This window comes from Candidatus Symbiopectobacterium sp. 'North America', assembly GCF_015762685.1.
GTDB lineage: Bacteria > Pseudomonadota > Gammaproteobacteria > Enterobacterales > Enterobacteriaceae > Symbiopectobacterium.
Map to the genome: position 1 here is coordinate 1 of NZ_PEHF01000021.1, position 18,196 is coordinate 18,196.

The following is an 18,196-nucleotide window of genomic DNA, read 5'->3' on the forward strand; positions in this document are numbered from 1 at the left end:
GGCTGATGGCTGAAAACCCGGAAATCTCAAAAAGTGCGTGGAACTAAAACCGGTGTGCTTACAGTATCGCTATCACTTTGATCCATCAATAAGAAACCTTAGCTCCTGCGCCGCGCAGGCAAGGGAAAAATACCATATCTGCTGGGGAAGGGGTACTTGATGATGAATGACAAAGCGTGATGAAAAATGAAGCAGCGCGCCGAAGCGCGCGTGAAAATGCAAAAGGGTCCCTGGTGTAAGTGAAGGGGGATGGCTCCCAAAATCTTATTAGTTTGGTTTTCCTTTTGAATACGCCGATTGTGCTTTTTTTCAGCGTAATACCTCTAATAGTTCTTATACATTACGACTCATTTGTATATAAATAATAGCGTAATTTATTTTTAAGTGGACTGTATCTTTCCGCATTCATTGAGAGGGATCTATACGATACGGGGGTAGTAAATGTTACTATAATAATTCAATCACTTTGCTACTGTTTTGTAAAAATGAATATGTGTTTGTAGTGTGGTTGTGATTTATAAACAAACATAAAACGTATGGTGTGAAATTTCAAAAAATGATGTTATTTATTTTTTTTATTTGTGTAATGTTAATTTGTTGTTCTGCTTAAGTATGAGATTCATAGTGTGGTTGTTTTTTGCAGGCGCTATGCGCCAATAATGATTGTTTTATTATAGAACATTAATCTTTTTTATTGCACTAAAGAGGTCGTCATGAAAAGTGATGAGCACGAAAGCATAGTTCTTCCAAAAATGTTGACATCATTACTTGATCAGCATAGTGATGCTTATTTTATCAAAGGATTGGACTCACGTTTTATCTATGCTAATTTGTCTGCCGTTAAAAAAATGGGACTACAGTCGTTGAATGATTTGTTGTATAAAAATGAGAACGATCTTTCATCTCGTTTGACAGAGAATAAGGATATTATTAAAGAGTGGCAATGGCAGGATAGACAAGTAGCGTCATCAAGAAAAAAATTAGATACATTAGAGGTCAATCCAGAAGCTGTTAACTCACCTTATATGGTTAGAAAATTTCCTTTTTACAATGAAAATAATAAATGTCAAGGCGTTGTTATTTATTACAAGGCTTTAGAGGATTTTTCTTATACACAGTTGTTGGGTGGGAATAGTACAGGGTCATTTTTATTAACCAAGCCTGATGATTTTTTTACTGAAAAAGAGTGTGAGGTTATTTATCTAAGTCTACAGGGACAAACACCAAAAAGTATTGCTTCTCGACTGGTTTGCTCGGTTCGGGATGTTGAGTGCTCGTTTCAGGAAATATACAATAAAGCTTGTGTGAAACATTATGATGATTTTTATGAGTTTTGTTACCGAAGGGGTTATCATCGTTATTTGCCAAGATGTTTTATTAGTAGTCGCTTTATCATGTTTTAATATCTTGATTGTTTTGTTTGTTCTGATTTTATTGGGATGTGGACTATTAGTAAAATCTCATCATTAATTTATATTGTTGAATTTTTCATTGTCGGGTAAATATGCAGAGGTTGTAAGAGGTTTTTTAATTCATATATGGTGAAAAGGTGGTTTTATGAATGATGATGTTCATGATGATAATTATCTCCCAAGAATTCTTACGAATATTTTGGATCAAGTTCCCGATCCTTATTTTATAAAAGATTTAGATTCGATGTATATATATGCTAATTTGCCAACGGCAAAGCTTGCTGGTTTGAGAACGCCAAATGATTTTTTACATAGAACGGAATATGAACTTTGTTCCAGGTTAACGGAAAATGCAGATGTTGTTAAAGAGTGGCAATTTCAAGATAAACAAGTTAGTACCTCAAAGAAAGGACTTAGTATGTTGGATGTCCACCCTGAGGCTGTTAGCTATCCATATATTGTGAAAAAGATGCCCTTTTATGACAACAATAATCAATGTGTTGGAGTAGTGACTTATGAGAAAACCCTACAAACATTCACACCCAATGATTTTGTCAATGGGCGATGCCCCGGGTCTTTATTACTCAATCGTCCAGATGATTTTTTACAGAAAAAGAGTGTGAAATCATTTTTTTAAAACTAAAAGGACGAACCTGTAAAGCTATAGGCGATATGTTATTCCTTTCGCCTCGTACCATTGAGAGTGCTCTGCAAAGACTCTATACCAAAGTTGGTGTATCCCATTTTGATGATTTTGCAGAGTTTTGTCATAACAAAAATTACCATCGTTACCTCCCACGGCGATTCCTTGAATGCAAACGCGCCATGTTTGAAAACAATTATGATTTAGATGAGTGGTGATGTATCTTGCAATTTACATACACTCCGCAGTTAAAAGAATAAAGGCCGCTCAGCGGCCTTTATTCTTTACTTTTTATTTCGTGTTACCCGCCAGCGTTTCAAACTGATATCCGTAAATATCCCCTTGTGCTACAAAGGTAAGACGGTTCGTGATACATTCCGGCGCGTCTTCGGCGTGATGGGAAACAAGCAGTAGTTGCGTTTCTCCTTCACCGATCAACACATCCAGCCAGCGCCGCACCAGCTGTCGGTTGAGCGGATCTAACCCTTGTAACGGTTCGTCAAGGATCAGCCGTGCCGGGTGTTTCACCAGCGCGCGCAATCAGTACCAGACGCTGCTGCCCCCATGACAATGCGTGGAACGGGGAGTCCGCTTGTGAAGTGAGTCCCAGCAGTTCAAGCCATTGTTGCGTTAAAAAACGTTGGTGATCGGACACGGCCTGATAAATGCCAATCGAATCGAAAAAGCCTGACGTAATAACATGACGCACACTACTGCTGACGCGGTATTCCAAATGCAGGCTGCTGCTGACGTAACCGATATGCCGTTTGATATCCCAAATGGTTTCACCACTGCCGCGACGGCGTCCAAACAGCGTTAAATCATTACTGTATCCCTGCGGGTGATCGCCAGTGATAAGGCTCAGCAATGTTGATTTCCCGGCACCGTTTGGGCCGACGATTTGCCAATGCTGACCGGGCAACACCTCCCAATCAAGGTGATGCAAAATAGGGCGATCGTTATATTGCACCACGCCATCTCGCAGGAGGATGCGCGCTTGATCGGCTGGGAGCGTTGGTGTATGCAGTGGGTCTTCTGGGGCTGGTAGCGCTGTGCCGGAAAGCGTTTCACTAAATGCAAGTTGGGCGATCAAGGCATCGGCCAATACCGCTTCAAGCGTACCCGTGCGCGTCAGAGTGCAGTCAGTCAGAATACCGACATGATTGATAAATTCAGGAATATCATCGAACCGGTTAACGATGATCGCCAGCGTGTAGCCGCGCTGAGCCAACTCCGCCAAATGCTCTGCCAACTGTGCGCGGGAAGCCACATCAAGACCATCGAAGGGCTCATCCAGAATCAGCAGATCGGGCTTTGGCATCAGCGCCTGGCACAGCATGACCTTGCGTGTTTCGCCGGTAGAGAGGTATTTAAAACGGCGCGAGAGCAGGGGAGTGATGCCAAACAGGGCGGCCAGCGTCGCACAGCGGGCAGGATCGCGAATCTCATCCTAAATCACTTCAGCGGTAGTACGTCCGGTATCGTCTTCATCAGCGCTGAGCATATCGGTATTGTTACGCTGCCACTCTTGCGTGACCAGTTGTTGCAACTGCTCGAAGGAGATGCGTGCAACGCGAGGAAAATCGCTGTGTTGCGAGCCCTCCAGCAGCGGAAGTTCACCCGATAGTGCACTCGCCAGCGCAGATTTTCCGCTGCCATTTGCGCCCACAAAGGCCCACTGCGATTTTCCTTCCAGCGCCAAGGCATCAATGCGCAAAACGCGTATGTCATTTATGCGAAAAACACCTTGCAAAATTTGCAACGACGACATTCTTTATCTCTTTTTTAGCAAGTAATACTCTCAGAAATAAAGGGCATTGCCGCCATTGTCAAGCCGTTCCTATGGTTATTCTTGTCGTGAGGACAGCAATCAGCACAAGGTCGCGACAATCGCACGATCGGCATTAAAGCAGGCTGTCACCGCCATGCCCACGCGCAGTTTTTGTTGCGTCACTTGCTCGTTTGGCACCGTGGCGCAAAGTGTCTCACCGCTTGCCAGCGCGATCAGCACTTCACTACTATCCTGTCCCGTTTCCAGCGATGACACGGTGCCAGCCAGCTCGTTATCGGATTGAGGTCGGGTTGCTGCGGAATCGTATACCGCAATCCATGGCGCTTTGATCAACACCAGCACTTCTTTACCTTCATTGAGCCCCAATCGTTCGGCGCTCTGTTGGATCAGTAATACATTCACCGCCGTCTTTCCATCGGCCAGCAGTACGCTCAGGTGCTGCTGAACCGTGTCCCGGCTGCGGGCTTGCACCGTACCAAAGAACTGGTTGCGGGCGCTGGTTTGCAGTGAAAAACGCGCGATGGCGGCCAGCAGGCTGTCCAGCGGCAAATTATCATCTTGCAGAACGTCAAACGCCTTTTGCTGTATGTGTGCCAGCAAATCATAGAGTTGAATCAATCGTTCGCCATAGCGCGTCAGCGTAGCCCCACCGCCGCCTTTGCCGCCGGTCATGCGCTCTACGATGGTCTGCTCTGCCAGTTGATTCATTTCGTTGATGGCATCCCAGGCGCTTTTGTAGCTGATACCTGCGAGTTTGGCGCCTTGACTGATGGAACCGGTGTGACGAATCTGTTTGATCAGCTCAATGCGTCGTGGGTCGGCAAAAAGACGTTGTTGTAATTTGAGTGTCAGAAGGATTTCAGCTTGCATGGTCACGGTCCAGGGAGATTAAAAAAGACAAAACCGAGCGTGCGTGACGTTCGGTACAGCGCTATTGTCGCGCGTTTGAGCGGTGCGGGCAAACCGCACAAATGGTCGCATTAATTCTTACAGTTACGGTACACTATTCACCATCACCCGTAATGATTTTTCGTTGCGGTACGTTGAGATTCGCGATGAATGTCGCGTGTATTGAGAAACGGACCGTTAGCGATAAGTGAGGTAAGCATGTTGGATTTGCTCAAAAGCCTGCTGTTTGCAGTTGCCATGGTGCCTGTGATGATGGCGATCATCCTCGGTGCTATCTACGGTTTAGGCGAAGTATTTAACGTCTTTTCCCGTATTGGCCATGCCGATGAACGCGTTGTAAGAAAGTAAACCCACTACGTTTTATCTTTTCTGATGCCCGGTCGATTCTACCGGGCATTATTTTTTTGTATGTACTCTCTTCGGATTATGCGAGCAAAAGCGCATGACATTGCTGGATTTATCGTTATATTATTTCGAATACAACGATAACGTCCTGATGTAATTACTCTTGGGAGAGACCGATGAAACAGCAATGGATGAAATGGGGTGTCGCACTAACCCTGTGCGCAACCTTGGCAATGCCAGCCTTCGCGGCAGAACAGAAAATCACCGTGTTTGCCGCCGCTTCGCTGACCAATGCGTTGCAGGAAATTGCCGCACAATATAAGAAAGAGAAAAACGTCGATATCGTTTCCTCTTTTGCCTCATCTTCAACGCTGGCTCGCCAGATTGAGCAAGGTGCGCCTGCGGATCTGTTTATTTCTGCCGACCAGCAGTGGATGGATTACGCTCAGGATAAAAAACTGACGGATACCGCGACACGCTACACCCTACTGGGTAACGCGTTGGTGGTGATTGCACCGAAAACCAACGATGTGAAGCATTTTGCCATCACGGATAAAACCGACTGGAAGAGCCTGTTGAAAGGGGGCCATCTGGCGGTTGGCGATCCCGACCATGTGCCTGCCGGGATCTATGCCAAAGAAGCGCTACAAAATCTGAAAGCCTGGGATGAACTCTCTCCTGTGATGGCTCGTGCTAACGACGTGCGTTCCGCCATGGAGCTGGTAGAACGTGAAGAAGCCCCTCTGGGTATTGTGTATGGCTCCGATGCGGTCGCCAGCAACAAGGTGAAAGTGGTCAGCATTTTCCCGAAAGAGAGCCACAAGCCGGTCGAATATCCGATGGCTATCATCAAAGATCATAACAACGCGACGGTGACCGGTTTCTACGAATACCTGAAAACGCCTGCCGCTGCGGATGTGCTCAAACGCTATGGTTTCACGCCGCGCGGATGATGCTCACGGATTACGAATGGCAAACCATTGAACTTAGTCTTAAAGTTTCCATCACCGCTGTAATATTCAGCCTGCCGCTAGTGATCCTGGCGGCATGGGTGTTGGTACGCTGCCGTTTTCCCGGAAAGTCGCTGTTAGACAGCATTATCCATTTGCCGCTGGTGTTGCCACCGGTGGTGATTGGCTATTTGTTGCTGATCGGGATGGGCAGAAAAGGAATTATCGGCCAATGGCTTTATGAATGGTTCGGCCTCAGCTTCAGTTGGCGTGGTGCCGCACTCGCTTCCGCTGTGATCGCATTTCCTCTGATGGTGTGCGCAATTCGTCTGGCGCTGGAGGCGGTGGATACGCGTTTGGAACTGGCCGCCAGAACGCTGGGTGCTAACCCTTGGCGTGTCTTCTTCACCATCACGTTGCCTCTTTCATTTCCCGGCATTGTGGCAGGCACCGTATTGGCGTTTGCTCGCTCGCTGGGTGAGTTTGGTGCAACCATTACATTTGTGTCCAATATTCCGGGGGGAAACACGTACCATCCCGTCGGCGATGTACACATTGATTCAAACACCCGGTGCAGAAGCCGATGCGGCGCGCCTGTGCGTGATTGCCATTCTGCTCTCAATGGCGTCGTTGCTGCTCTCTGAGTGGTTAACCCGCTGGGGTCGCAAACGGTTAGGGGTGTAATGCTGGAGCTTAATTTTCATCAACGCCTCGGCGATCTTGATTTGCGTATGGATACCCAATTGCCCGCATCAGGCATTTCTGCGGTGTTTGGCGTATCTGGCGCAGGAAAAACGTCGCTGATCAATGCGGTGGTGGGTCTGACGCGCCCGCAGTTTGGCCGAATTGTGCTCAACGATCGCGTGTTAATGAATGCCGAGAAACGTATCTGCCTGCCGCCCGAAAAGCGCCATGTGAGTTACGTCTTTCAGGATGCACGGCTGTTTCCGCACTATCGTGTGCAAGGCAATCTGCGTTATGGCATGGCGTCATCCATGAAATCGCAGTTTGATGCCATTGTGGCACTGCTGGGTATTGAGGCACTGTTAAACCGCCTACCGCTGACCCTTTCCGGTGGCGAAAAGCAGCGTGTGGCGATCGGTCGCGCCTTGCTGACCGCACCGGAACTGCTGCTAATGGATGAGCCGCTGGCGTCGCTTGATTTGCCGCGTAAACGTGAGCTATTACCCTATCTGGAGACGTTGGCAAAAGAGGTCAATATTCCTATCCTGTATGTCAGCCACAGTATGGAAGAGATCGTGCGGCTTGCCGATCGGGTGGTGGTATTGGATAAAGGTAAGGTTAAAGCGGAAGGTCGGCTGGAAGAGGTATGGGCAAGCAGTGCGATGCGTCCCTGGTTACCGAGCGATGAGCAAAGCAGCATTCTCAATGTGAAAGTGATGTAGCAGCATGAGCGTTATGCCATGACGACGCTGTCGCTGGGCGAACAACGACTGTGGGTGAATCGGGTTTCCATGCCGTTGAAAACGTCGCTGCGTATTCGTGTCAACGCGGTCGATGTCTCTTTGGTGTTGCAACCGCCAACGGCGAGCAGTATTCGTAACGTGTTGCCCGCTAAGGTGTTGGAAGGCATTGATGTCGATGAACAGGTCGAAGTGAAGCTGTCGGTGGGTGGACAAATCCTCTGGGCGAGGATTTCACCTTGGGCGCGCGATGATCTGAGACTGCGTGCGGATATGTGGCTGTATGCGCAGATCAAAAGAGTGTCGATTACGGCGTAGGGCTTTCTGTATGTGCCATGCACGTTATCCCCGCGCAGGCGGGAATCTCTTACAGACGAAACGCGTTTATTCTGCCAGAGATCCCCGGTTTGCGCCGAGGATGATAGAGAATGAGGCCGAGGATGACTAAGAGCGTGGCTGAGGATGACCTTATTGCAATACGCGCTGGCGGATTAACTGCGCAATAGCCGGTTCTTCATTGTGTCCGATAACCAGATCGGCGTGCGCTTTAACGGCGTCATCACTGTTGCCCATGGTAACGCCGAGTCCTGCGGCTTCGAGCATACTGATGTCATTGAAGTTATCGCCAAAAGCCAACACCTCGCTCATGTCATAGCCCTGATACGTGACCCACTCACGCAGCAGTTTGCCTTTGTTATTTCCGCTTTGGGCTACGTCAACCTAATCCTGCCAGGACCACTCGCAGGTCAGACCAAACTCGTCCATGACCCGATTGGCAAAGTTGTCTAATGCTTGCGTATTCGAATGCGAAAGGGCGAATTTCCAGATATTTTGCACCCGATCGGCGGCGTTCAGCAGGTTGTCAACGTGAAGGAGGGTGGGGCGCTGGTGTGGCGGCAGGGTTTCACCCCACGCCTGAGTGCGAATCACATGGCCGGTGGGTTCTTGATACAGCATGCCGTCATCGGCGTACATCAGACCGTGAATGCCATATTCGCCTAACAAGGTCAGCACGCTTTTAGCCTGTGTCGCTGTCAATGGATTGGCCTGCGATGTCTGTTTATTCTGATAATCGTACAGATAGGTGCCGTTGCAGCAAATCGCCGGTGTATCCAGATCCAGCGCCTGATAGAACGGATGAATCGCGGAATGGTGCCGCCCCGTGGCGATCACCGCTTTGACACCCTGTTGGCGCGCCAGCGTCAGTGCAGTGAGGGACTCCGGTAAAATTTTCTTTTGTTTGTCCAGCAATGTGCCATCCAAATCAAGAGCAATGATACGATACGTCATAGCGGTCCTATTAAGAGAGTCTAGAATTGCGTTAATGCCCATAATGTTACACCCTAAGTGACATGGCGCAAAATGCGACAAACCAAGGAGAAAAGCATGCAGCAAGTGGTCTATATCGCCAGTCCGGAAAGCCAGCAGATTCACGTCTGGCAGTTGGCGTCTTCGGGGCAGCTCACGCTGTTACAGGTTGTCGATGCGCCGGGTCAGGTGCAGCCGATGGTGATAGCACCCAACAAACAGCATCTTTACGTTGGGGTACGCCCGACGTTCTCGGCCATCAGTTACCGTATCGATGCACAAGGTTTGCTGACGCAGGTGGGTTCTGCCTCGTTGCCGGGAAGTCCGACACATTTGTCCACTGACCGCCAAGGGCGTTTCCTGTTTAGCGCATCGTATAGCGGAGAAACGTTGAGCGTCAGCTCGATTGATGCCGAAGGCGTTGTGGGGGAGCCGATTCAACAACTGGATGGGCTATCAGGCTGCCACTCGAGCAATATCGACCCTCAAAACCGAGTGCTGTGGGCACCGTGTTTGAAAGAAGATCGCATTCGTTTGTATGACGTTTCTGCTGAGGGTGAGCTGTCCGTTGCGGCGCAAGCGGACCTCCATGCGGTGGATGGCGCAGGCCCACGGCATATGGATTTTCACCCCAATCAGCGTTTTGCCTACTGTGTGAATGAGTTGAACAGTACGGTTGACGTGATTGAGTTGCACTCGGTGGCGGGCAAAGCGCGTACCGTGCAGTCGCTGGATGCCATGCCGCAGGGCTTTGCGGATATCCACTGGGCTGCGGATATTCATTTGACGCCAGATGGTCGTTTCCTTTATTGCAGTGATCGCACCGCCAGCCTGTTAAGTATTTTCCAGGTGTCCGAAGATGGCAGTACCTTGACGCTGATGGGGCATCAACCAACGGAGACGCAACCGCGCGGTTTCAATATCGATCACCGGGGTGAGTTTGTGATTTCTGCTGGACAGAAGTCCCAGCACATTGAGGTGTATCGCATCGATCAGGAAAGTGGAAATCTGCAACCATTGGCGCGCTATGCGGTAGGGCAGGGGCCGATGTGGGTGAGTGTGTTGGCGCTTGATTGAGTTGTGTAGGAATCGTGGCTTCATTTTTCGTCATCCCCGGCGAAGGCCGGGGATCTCTGGCAGAAGTAATGCGTTTCGTCTGTAAGAGATTCCCGCCTGCGCGGGAATGACGTGAGAAGGCGCGGGAACGACGAGATTGAGATTTACTTTTTCTCTTCTTCTTCGTTAAGCACCTGACGCGCCCAACGTGGGTGGTGCTTACGCGCCCACTTGGCAGAAACTTTGCCTTCGATCATGCCCTTGATGGAACCACGTACCCAGAACGCTATGTACATATGAATCAGGATGGCGTGGATCAACACGATAGCTGCCGCCGCGTGAACCAGAATGGCGTAACGCACGATATCGATCGGGAACAGATGAGCAAAGTAAGGCCGCCACATGATGATGCCGGTAATCAGCAACACCAGCGTCAACCCCATAATGCTCCAGAACATCATTTTCTGGCCCGGGTTGTATTTGCCCACATCCGCGACGTTATGTTCATTGCCTTTCAGAACCTCAACGATATGCAGGAACCAGGGAAGGTCACGGCGTTTCGGAATATTGTGGCTCACAAAACGGAAGAACATTGGCACCAGACAAACCACGATCAGAATACCGAATAACGGGTGCATGATGCGTCCCATCTGCGGCGTACCGAAGGTCTGCGCCAGCCATTGCAGCGTGGGGAAAAACAGCGCAATCCCGGACAGCGCCACCAGGAAGAAGCTGATCACCACAATCCAGTGACAGATGCGGTCAACGAATTTGGTGCGCACAATCATTTTCTGCTTGCTCATTGCTTCTCATCCTCATCGTGGTCATGCTCCGTTTCTTCCGTGTTTGGCCCAATGCCAACATAGTGGAAAATCAAACCGGCAAAGGTAGCGACAAAGCCGAGCGTTGCCAGCAGTTTCATCTCTTCCTTGGTACCGAAATGAATGGCGCCGGTCGGACAGGTTTTCACACAGGCTGGTTCCTGACCCGTGCTAACGCGATCCACACACAGAGTGCATTTATACACCCGGTTATCGTCTTTATTGAGACGCGGAACGTTGAACGGGCAGCCAGCGATACAGTAACCGCAGCCGATGCAGTGCTCGGACTGGAAGTCGACAATGCCGTTCGCATACTGAATGATGGCACCGGCAGACGGACATGCCTTCAAACAGCCCGGATCGCTACAGTGCATACAGCCATCTTTACGGATCAGCCACTCCAGACGATCGGCGCTTTCCACTTCAGAAAAGCGCATCACCGTCTAGGATTTGGCGCTCAGATCCATCGGGTTGTCATACACCCCGTGGTTATGGCCCACTTCATCACGGATGTCGTTCCACTCGGAGCAGGCCGCCTGACAGGCTTTACAGCCAATACAGGTGGTGACGTCAATCAGTTTGGCCACTTCACTTTTATCGTTTCTCACGTGCGGTGGCGGTGTCAGGCTACTGGTAGCCGAACGTTGAATAATATCTTGATATTACATTGATATAGCGCGCTACCTTACACCTTTTCCACATTCACCAAAAACGCCTTGAACTCTGGCGTTTGCGAGTTAGCGTCACCGACGCTGGGCGTGAGGGTATTTGCCAGGAAGCCTTTGCGCGTGATGCCTTCAAAGCCCCAGTGACAAGGTATCCCGACGGTCTCAATTGCTTTACCGGCGACGGTCAAGGTCTTGATACGTTTGGTGACCACCGCTTTGGCTTTGATGTAGCCGCGCTGACAGGAAACCTTCACCTCATCCCCCGCCTTGATCCCTTTGCTCTGCGGCAGGTTTTCGCCAATTTCCACAAACTGCTCGGGTTGGATAATGGCGTTAATGCGCGCATGCTTGGTCCAATGACGGAACAGCTCAGTAATGGAGTAGGTGGTAGCGACATACGGGAAATCGCTCGCCTTGCCCATGGTTTTTGCATCGCGGGCAAACAGTCGCGCCGCCGGGCTGGAAATCACGGACGGGTGCAGCGGGTTGGTGTCGAGCGGCGTTTCTACCGGCTCGTAGTGTTCCGAGAACGGGCCGTCGACCAGTTTGTCCATCGAGAACAGACGTGCCACGCCTTCCGGCAACATGATAAACGGCATCGCGTCTTTGCCTGGCGGTACGGTAGCGGCGAAATCAGGCACGTCAATGCCCTGCCATTTCTGGCCGTTCCACTCCAGCAGTTTGCGCTTGCTGTTCCACGGTTTCCCTTGCAGGTCGGAGGAGGCGCGGTTGTACAGAATGCGGCGGTTTTGCGGCCAGCACCAGGCCCAACCCGGCGTTGCCCCCAGTCCGGCATCGCTGTTGTCGCGGTTTGCCATCTGGTTGCCTTTTTCCGTCCAGCTACCGGCGTAAATCCAGCAGAAGCTGGATGTGGTGCCGTCGTCGCGCAACTGTGAGAAGTCTGCCAGTTGCTGGCCTTTTTTCAGGATCAGCGTACCCTTGTCGTCATAAATATCCGCCAGCGCCATACCGTTACTTTCGCGCGCAATTTCTTCCGGCGTTGGGTCTTCCGGGTCCTGATAGTTCCAGTTGATGTTCATCAACGATTCAGGGCATACGCCGCCTTCTTCGCGATACAGTTCGCGCAGGCGCATCAGCAGTTTGCCGAGGATCTTCCCGTCGTGCATCGCCTCTGCCGGTGGCTCGGCCGCTGCCCAGAGCCATTGCAACCAACGGCCGGAGTTGGCGATGGAGCCGTTTTCTTCCGCGAAGCAACTGGAAGGCAAACGGAACACTTCAGTCTGGATGGATGCGCTATCGACGTCGTTAAATTCGCCGTGGTTCTGCCAGAAGGTGGAGGTCTCGGTCACAAGCGGATCGATAACCACCATGTACTTCAATTTAGAGAGTGCTTCTGTCGCTTTGTTCTTGTTGGAGAACGCCGCCAACGGGTTGAAGCCTTGCACGATATAGCCATGCATCTTGCCTTCAACCATCAGTTCGGTTTGCACCATCACGTCGTAGCTGCGATCCCACTTCGGCAGCCATTCATAGCCCCACTGATTGTCTGCTTGCGCGTGGTCGCCATAGAAGCTCTTAATCATGCTGATAAAGAATTTTGGCGTATTCTTCCCGTAGTTGACTTGGTCCGGCAGCAGTGCATCCGGCGTGATCTGCTTGAGGTAGGTTTTCAGGTCAGCTTGCTTTTCCGACGGCAGCGGCATGTAACCCGGCAGGTTAAGGCTGAGCAGTCCCAGGTCGGTATAGCCCTGAATATTGGAGTGACCGCGTAGGGCGTTGACATCGCCACCGGCCATGCCGATATTGCCAAGCAGCAACTGGATCATGGCCGCGGCACGGATAATCTGTGCGCCGTTGGTGTGGTGTGTCCAACCCAGCGCGTACATGAAGGTCGCTGTTTTATCGGGAACGCTGGTTTCTGCCAGAGAGCGGCAGATCTCTTCGTAATGATGCGCTGGCGTACCGCACAGGGAAACCACCATTTCAGGCGTGTAGCGAGCAACGTGCGCTTTCAGCAGGTTCCAAATGCAGCGCGGTTGTGTCAGCGTCATATCGCGTTTGGCAAAGCCGTTGGCGTCCAGTTCGTAGTTCCAACTGGTCTTGTCGTACTGGCGGGCATCCGCATTATAACCGCTGAACAGCCCTTCATCGAACCCGAAGTCTTCACGCACGATCAGGCTGGCGCTGGTGTAAGACTTCACGTATTCGTGCTGAATTTTATCATGGGTGATCAGGTAATTGATAATCCCCAGCAGGAACGCAGCATCGGAACCCGCCCGGATCGGGGCATAGAGATCGGCCACGGCGGCGGAGCGGTTAAAGCGCGGGTCAACCACGATCAGTTTGGCATCGTTATGGGTTTTCGCTTCGACCGCCCATTTAAAACCAACCGGATGGGCTTCTGCGGCGTTACCGCCCATCACGATAATCAGGTTGGCGTTTTTGATATCCACCCAGTTGTTGGTCATGGCACCGCGACCAAACGTGGGCGCGAGTGCGGCAACGGTCGGTCCATGGCACAGGCGTGCCTGGCAATCGATAGCGATCATACCCAGTGAGCGGGCAAATTTCTGATCGAGGATACCGGTTTCATTGCTGGCGGCGGAAGATCAGAGCATGCCGGTGGTCAACCAACGGTTAACTACAGCGTTGACGCGTTCAAAGTCGGCATCGCGGTCTGCCTTCATCAGGCGTGCAATACGATCAATGGCGTCATCCCAGCTAATGCGCTGCCATTTGTCGGAGCCTGGCGCGCGATACTCGGGGTGCTTCAAACGTCCTTCACTGTGGATGTCGTCAACCAGCCCCGCGCCTTTCGGACACAGCGAGCCACGGCTTACCGGATGATCCGGATCCCCCTCGATATGGTAAATGGCCGGTTTAGCGTTTTTCGCGCCATCACCCAGGCTGTACATCAACACACCGCACCCGACGGAGCAGTAGGTGCAGTTGTTACGAGTTTCCTTGGCGCGCGGTAATTTGTACTGACGTACCGATGCCATTGCTTCCGTGGGGGCAAAGCCCAGTGCGGCGAGGGTGGTGCCTGTCATCCCTCCAGCACAAACTTTAAAGAAACCTCTTCGATTGATTTGCATTAGTTTCTCTATGTGATTGTTTGCTTATTTTTTGTTGCAGGCAATTTAACAATACTCACTATAGGGTTTTGCGCGAAATCAAAATTTAAGTATTTAAAACACCTTTTTACTTCTTTAAAGTATGTTTTTATGGTGATATATAATATAGCGTTTGGTTTCGGTTTTGTAATCTGATGGTTGTTTTTTCGCTGCAAAATAGCAAAAAATCGCCGTACAAAAAAGATACAATTGAGCAACAGGAAATGGCGAGGAATGCTACGTCTGTGAGATGTTTTGCCGCAAATAAAGGGTGGGAATGACAGAGGAAATGCGTAAGCGTCAACGCCCCTCCGTCATCCTCGGCGCAAGCCGGGGATCTCAGACAGAAAGAGCGCGTTTCGCCTGTTCGGATTCCCGCTTGCGCGGGAATGACCCTGTTATGTGTGCTTGATGGGTTACTTAACTTGCATTCCCGGCTGAGCACCGCTATCCGGGCTGAGCAGGAAGATTTCCTTGCCGCCAGGACCTGCGGCCATCACCATACCTTCCGAGACGCCGAAGCGCATTTTACGCGGGGCCAGGTTGGCGACCATGATGGTCAAACGGCCTTCCAGCGCTTTCGGATCGGGGTAAGCCGTGCGGATGCCGGAGAAAATCTGGCGCGTTTCACCGCCGAGATCCAGCGTCAATCGTAGCAGCTTGTCAGAGCCCTCCACGAAATCTGCCTGCTTGATCAGCGCAATGCGCATATCCACTTTGGCAAAATCGTCAAAAGAGATGGTGTCCTGAATTGGATCGTCAGCCAGCGGACCGGTCACTACCTTTTTGGCACTCATGTCCTCTTTGGAGGCATCAACCATCGCATTGACCTTGTCGAGATCGATACGGTTGAACAATGCTTTGAACGCTTTCACATCGTGACCTAGCAGCGGTTGTGCTACCGCATCCCAGGTCAATGTAGTGTTGAGGAACGCTTCGGCGCTCTCGGCCAGTGATGGCAATACCGGTTTCAGGTAGGTCATCAGCACGCGGAACAGGTTGATGCCCATCGAGCAAATCGCCTGCAAATCCGCATCGCAGCCTTCTTCTTTTGCCACTACCCACGGGGCTTGTTCGTCCACATAGCGGTTGGCGATATCGGCCAGCGCCATGATCTCGCGGATGGCTTTGCCGGATTCGCGGTTGGCGTAGGCTTCGGCAATGCTGTCAGCCGCATTGGCGAAGGTGGCATAAAGCTCGGCATCGGCCAGCGTTTCCGCCAGTTTCCCACCAAAACGCTGATTGATGAAACCGGCATTACGCGACACGAGGTTAACCACTTTGTTAACGATATCGGCATTCACGCGTTGTACGAAATCTTCCAGATTGAGGTCGATATCGTCGATGCGTGACGACAGTTTGGCCGCGTAGTAATAGCGCAGGCAATCGGCATCCAGATGTTGCAGATAGGTCTCGGCCTTGATAAAGGTGCCGCGCGATTTGGACATCTTGGCACCGTTTACCGTCACATAGCCGTGCACAAACAGGTTGATTGGCTTACGGAAACCGCTGCCTTCCAACATGGCAGGCCAGAACAGGCTGTGGAAATAGACGATGTCTTTACCGATAAAATGGTACAGCTCAGCACTGCTTTCTTTACGCCAGAATTCATCAAAATCGATATCACCGCGTTTGTCGCACAGGTTTTTAAACGACCCCATGTAACCGATCGGCGCATCCAGCCAGACGTAGAAATATTTACCCGGCGCATTCGGCACTTCAAAACCGAAGTAGGGCGCGTCACGGGTGATATCCCACTGTTGCAGGCCAGCATCAAACCACTCTTGCATCTTGTTGGCGACCTGCTCCTGCAACGCACCGGAACGCGTCCAGGCTTGCAGCATTTCGCTAAATGCGGGCAAATCAAAGAAGAAGTGCTCAGACTCGCGCATCACCGGTGTCGCACCGGAAACCGCCGATTTCGGGTCGATCAGTTCCGTCGGGCTATAGGTCGCGCCGCACACTTCGCAGTTGTCACCATACTGATCGGCCGCTTTACATTTCGGGCAGGTGCCTTTGACGAAACGGTCCGGCAGGAACATGCCTTTTTCCGGATCGTAGAGCTGAGAAATGGTGCGGTTCTTGATAAAACCGTTCTCTTTCAAACGATCATAGATAAGACCGGACAACTCCCGGTTCTCTTCACTGTGGGTGGAGTGATAATTGTCGTAGCTAATCTGAAAGCCAGCGAAATCCCGCTGATGTTCCTGACTCACGTCCGCAATCATCTGCTCCGGTGCCACGCCCATCTGCTGTGCTTTCAACATGATTGGCGTACCGTGGGCGTCATCCGCACAGATAAAGTGAACCTGGTGACCACGCATTCGCTGATAACGGACCCAGATATCAGCCTGGATATGCTCCAGCATGTGGCCGAGGTGGATTGATCCGTTAGCATAAGGCAACGCGCAGGTTACCAATATTTTCTTAGCGACTTGAGTCATAGTGGGGAACTTACTTTCTTTCATGATGATGAGAGGGAATCCCGATGTTAACCGATAGGCCCTTGTGGCGTAAACCGCTGTAAGCGGAAAACCCTGTCAAACGCGGGTAACGCGGCGTTCTCGTTGCCCGGGGCGATTTTTTCACTGAGGTCAACGATCGGGGCGGGGCATTCTGTTATGCTATGGCTGTTTTTCCACAAAATAATGAGAACGATAAGGAGCCGGGATGGACGCAACAATCCCTGAGCAGACCCCCGATACGCTGAAGGCACTGGTGACCGGTGTCCTCTCCACGTTTAAGCACCCGACTCTGAAAAATAACCTGACGGCGCTCAATGCCTTGCATCACTGTGCCTTGCTGGATGAGATGCTGCGCATCGAACTGGTGATGCCATTTGCCTGGTTGAGTGGGTTGGACGTATTAAAAGAAACCGTCAGCCCAGAGTTGATGCGTTTAACCGGCGCCAAGGATGTGGAATGGCGCCTGACACACAGTATTGCCACGCTGCGCCGTGTTAACAATCAGGCAGGTGTCAAAGGTGTTAAAAACATTATTGCCGTTAGCTCTGGCAAGGGCGGCGTAGGGAAATCCAGCACTGCGGTGAACATGGCGTTGGCGCTGGCCGCAGAGGGAGCGTCGGTGGGTATTCTCGATGCCGACATCTATGGCCCGTCCATTCCGACCATGTTAGGCACTGCCAGCGAGCGTCCGACCTCTCCCGATGGTCAGCACATGGCACCGATCATGGCTTATGGTCTGGCGACCAACTCTATCGGTTATCTGGTGACGGATGATAATGCGATGGTGTGGCGCGGCCCGATGGCGAGTAAAGCGCTGTTGCAACTGCTGCAAGATACGCTCTGGCCGGATCTCGATTATCTGGTATTGGATATGCCGCCGGGCACCGGGGATATGCAGTTGACGCTGGCGCAAAATGTGTCGGTGACGGGCGCAGTGGTGGTGACGACGCCGCAAGACATTGCGTTGGTGGATGCCATGAAGGGCATCACCATGTTCGAGAAAGTCAGCGTGCCGGTGTTAGGTATCGTCGAGAACATGAGCGTGCATATTTGCAGCCACTGCGGTCATCTGGAGCCGATTTTTGGCACCGGCGGCGCGCAGAAACTGGCGGAAAAATACAACTGTGCCCTGTTGGGGCAACTGCCGCTGCATATCTCTCTGCGTGAGGATCTAGATCGCGGTGAACCCACCGTTGCCAGCAAGCCAGACAGCGAGTTCACCTCACTGTATCGCGAGCTGGCCGGGCAAGTGGCTGCGCAGCTTTACTGGCAGGGTGAAGTCATTCCGACCGAGATTTCGTTCCGCGCGGTGTGACTGGTTACAGGAGT

At 51.3% G+C, this 18,196-nt stretch carries 10 protein-coding genes and 6 pseudogenes; 9 read left to right on the forward strand and 7 right to left on the reverse strand.

Annotation, left to right across the window (positions count from 1 at the left end; all coding sequences use genetic code 11):
- Window positions 1–713 precede the first annotated feature (713 nt).
- The 3 genes from CS369_RS04905 (at window position 714) to CS369_RS23025 (ending at window position 2,273) form a co-directional block, all read left to right on the forward strand.
- Window positions 714–1,403, forward strand: coding sequence for a LuxR C-terminal-related transcriptional regulator (locus tag CS369_RS04905; RefSeq protein ID WP_196906229.1), 690 nt, complete (start codon window positions 714–716; stop codon window positions 1,401–1,403).
- Between the two features lie 154 nt (window positions 1,404–1,557).
- Entirely contained in the window at window positions 1,558–2,049 is a 492-nt protein-coding gene (locus CS369_RS04910; RefSeq protein ID WP_244664777.1) for a PAS domain-containing protein, read from the forward strand.
- Window positions 2,050–2,075: 26 nt separating this feature from the next.
- Window positions 2,076–2,273 carry a hypothetical protein gene (locus tag CS369_RS23025; RefSeq protein WP_244664778.1) on the forward strand — a complete coding sequence of 66 codons (198 nt, stop codon included), beginning with the start codon at window positions 2,076–2,078 and terminating at the stop codon, window positions 2,271–2,273.
- Between the two features lie 73 nt (window positions 2,274–2,346).
- On the opposite strand, the pseudogene modF reads toward CS369_RS23025, so the two are convergent.
- A pseudogene (gene modF / locus CS369_RS04915) lies at window positions 2,347–3,826 on the reverse strand (molybdate ABC transporter ATP-binding protein ModF).
- Between the two features lie 99 nt (window positions 3,827–3,925).
- The gene (gene modE, locus CS369_RS04920; RefSeq protein WP_196906230.1) at window positions 3,926–4,717 is read right to left on the reverse strand and encodes a molybdenum-dependent transcriptional regulator; all 792 of its coding nucleotides are present in this window, start codon (window positions 4,715–4,717) and stop codon (window positions 3,926–3,928) included.
- Between the two features lie 237 nt (window positions 4,718–4,954).
- Between modE and CS369_RS04925 the strand changes: the two genes are divergently transcribed.
- The 4 genes and pseudogenes from CS369_RS04925 (at window position 4,955) to modC (ending at window position 7,793) form a co-directional block, all read left to right on the forward strand.
- On the forward strand, window positions 4,955–5,104 hold the full coding sequence (locus CS369_RS04925) for an AcrZ family multidrug efflux pump-associated protein (protein WP_196906231.1): 150 nt from the start codon (window positions 4,955–4,957) through the stop codon (window positions 5,102–5,104).
- 173 nt (window positions 5,105–5,277) lie between these two features.
- The gene (modA, locus tag CS369_RS04930) at window positions 5,278–6,054 is read left to right on the forward strand and encodes a molybdate ABC transporter substrate-binding protein (protein WP_196906232.1); all 777 of its coding nucleotides are present in this window, start codon (window positions 5,278–5,280) and stop codon (window positions 6,052–6,054) included.
- A pseudogene (gene modB / locus CS369_RS04935) lies at window positions 6,051–6,735 on the forward strand (molybdate ABC transporter permease subunit). The gene modA and the pseudogene modB overlap by 4 nt, the downstream one beginning before the upstream one ends.
- A pseudogene (modC, locus tag CS369_RS04940) lies at window positions 6,735–7,793 on the forward strand (molybdenum ABC transporter ATP-binding protein ModC). Before modB ends, modC begins: the two co-directional pseudogenes overlap by 1 nt.
- A 150-nt stretch (window positions 7,794–7,943) precedes the next feature.
- Here the strand turns inward: modC and CS369_RS04945 are convergent.
- Window positions 7,944–8,765, reverse strand: a pseudogene (locus CS369_RS04945) (pyridoxal phosphatase).
- A gap of 96 nt (window positions 8,766–8,861) precedes the next feature.
- Here CS369_RS04945 and pgl point away from each other — a divergent pair.
- Window positions 8,862–9,860, forward strand: coding sequence for a 6-phosphogluconolactonase (pgl, locus tag CS369_RS04950; protein WP_196906233.1), 999 nt, complete (start codon window positions 8,862–8,864; stop codon window positions 9,858–9,860).
- 143 nt (window positions 9,861–10,003) lie between these two features.
- Here pgl and fdnI read toward each other — a convergent pair whose 3' ends face one another.
- The 4 genes and pseudogenes from fdnI to metG all read right to left on the reverse strand — a co-directional run bounded on the left by fdnI (window position 10,004) and on the right by metG (window position 16,846).
- Window positions 10,004–10,642 (reverse strand): formate dehydrogenase-N subunit gamma, encoded by a 639-nt coding sequence (gene fdnI, locus CS369_RS04955; protein ID WP_196906234.1) that lies wholly within the window; start codon window positions 10,640–10,642, stop codon window positions 10,004–10,006.
- Window positions 10,639–11,313, reverse strand: a pseudogene (locus CS369_RS04960) (4Fe-4S dicluster domain-containing protein). The gene fdnI and the pseudogene CS369_RS04960 overlap by 4 nt, the downstream one beginning before the upstream one ends.
- 32 nt (window positions 11,314–11,345) lie before the next feature.
- Window positions 11,346–14,384 (reverse strand): annotated as a pseudogene (gene fdnG, locus CS369_RS04965) (formate dehydrogenase-N subunit alpha).
- A gap of 434 nt (window positions 14,385–14,818) precedes the next feature.
- On the reverse strand, window positions 14,819–16,846 hold the full coding sequence (gene metG, locus CS369_RS04970) for a methionine--tRNA ligase (RefSeq protein WP_196906235.1): 2,028 nt from the start codon (window positions 16,844–16,846) through the stop codon (window positions 14,819–14,821).
- A 226-nt stretch (window positions 16,847–17,072) separates the two neighbouring features.
- Between metG and apbC the strand changes: the two genes are divergently transcribed.
- Window positions 17,073–18,182 carry an iron-sulfur cluster carrier protein ApbC gene (gene apbC, locus CS369_RS04975; protein WP_196906236.1) on the forward strand — a complete coding sequence of 370 codons (1,110 nt, stop codon included), beginning with the start codon at window positions 17,073–17,075 and terminating at the stop codon, window positions 18,180–18,182.
- The last annotated feature ends 14 nt before the right edge of the window (window positions 18,183–18,196 follow it).

Excerpts from the sequence above, each read along its gene's own strand:
- CS369_RS04905 (WP_196906229.1), top strand. The coding sequence starts at position 714 with ATGAAAAGTGATGAGCACGAAAGCATAGTTCTTCCAAAAATGTTGACA.
- CS369_RS04910 (WP_244664777.1), top strand. The coding sequence starts at position 1,558 with ATGAATGATGATGTTCATGATGATAATTATCTCCCAAGAATTCTTACG.
- modE (WP_196906230.1), bottom strand. The coding sequence starts at position 4,717 with ATGCAAGCTGAAATCCTTCTGACACTCAAATTACAACAACGTCTTTTT.
- CS369_RS04925 (WP_196906231.1), top strand. The coding sequence starts at position 4,955 with ATGTTGGATTTGCTCAAAAGCCTGCTGTTTGCAGTTGCCATGGTGCCT.
- modA (WP_196906232.1), top strand. The coding sequence starts at position 5,278 with ATGAAACAGCAATGGATGAAATGGGGTGTCGCACTAACCCTGTGCGCA.
- pgl (WP_196906233.1), top strand. The coding sequence starts at position 8,862 with ATGCAGCAAGTGGTCTATATCGCCAGTCCGGAAAGCCAGCAGATTCAC.
- fdnI (WP_196906234.1), bottom strand. The coding sequence starts at position 10,642 with ATGAGCAAGCAGAAAATGATTGTGCGCACCAAATTCGTTGACCGCATC.
- metG (WP_196906235.1), bottom strand. The coding sequence starts at position 16,846 with ATGACTCAAGTCGCTAAGAAAATATTGGTAACCTGCGCGTTGCCTTAT.
- apbC (WP_196906236.1), top strand. The coding sequence starts at position 17,073 with ATGGACGCAACAATCCCTGAGCAGACCCCCGATACGCTGAAGGCACTG.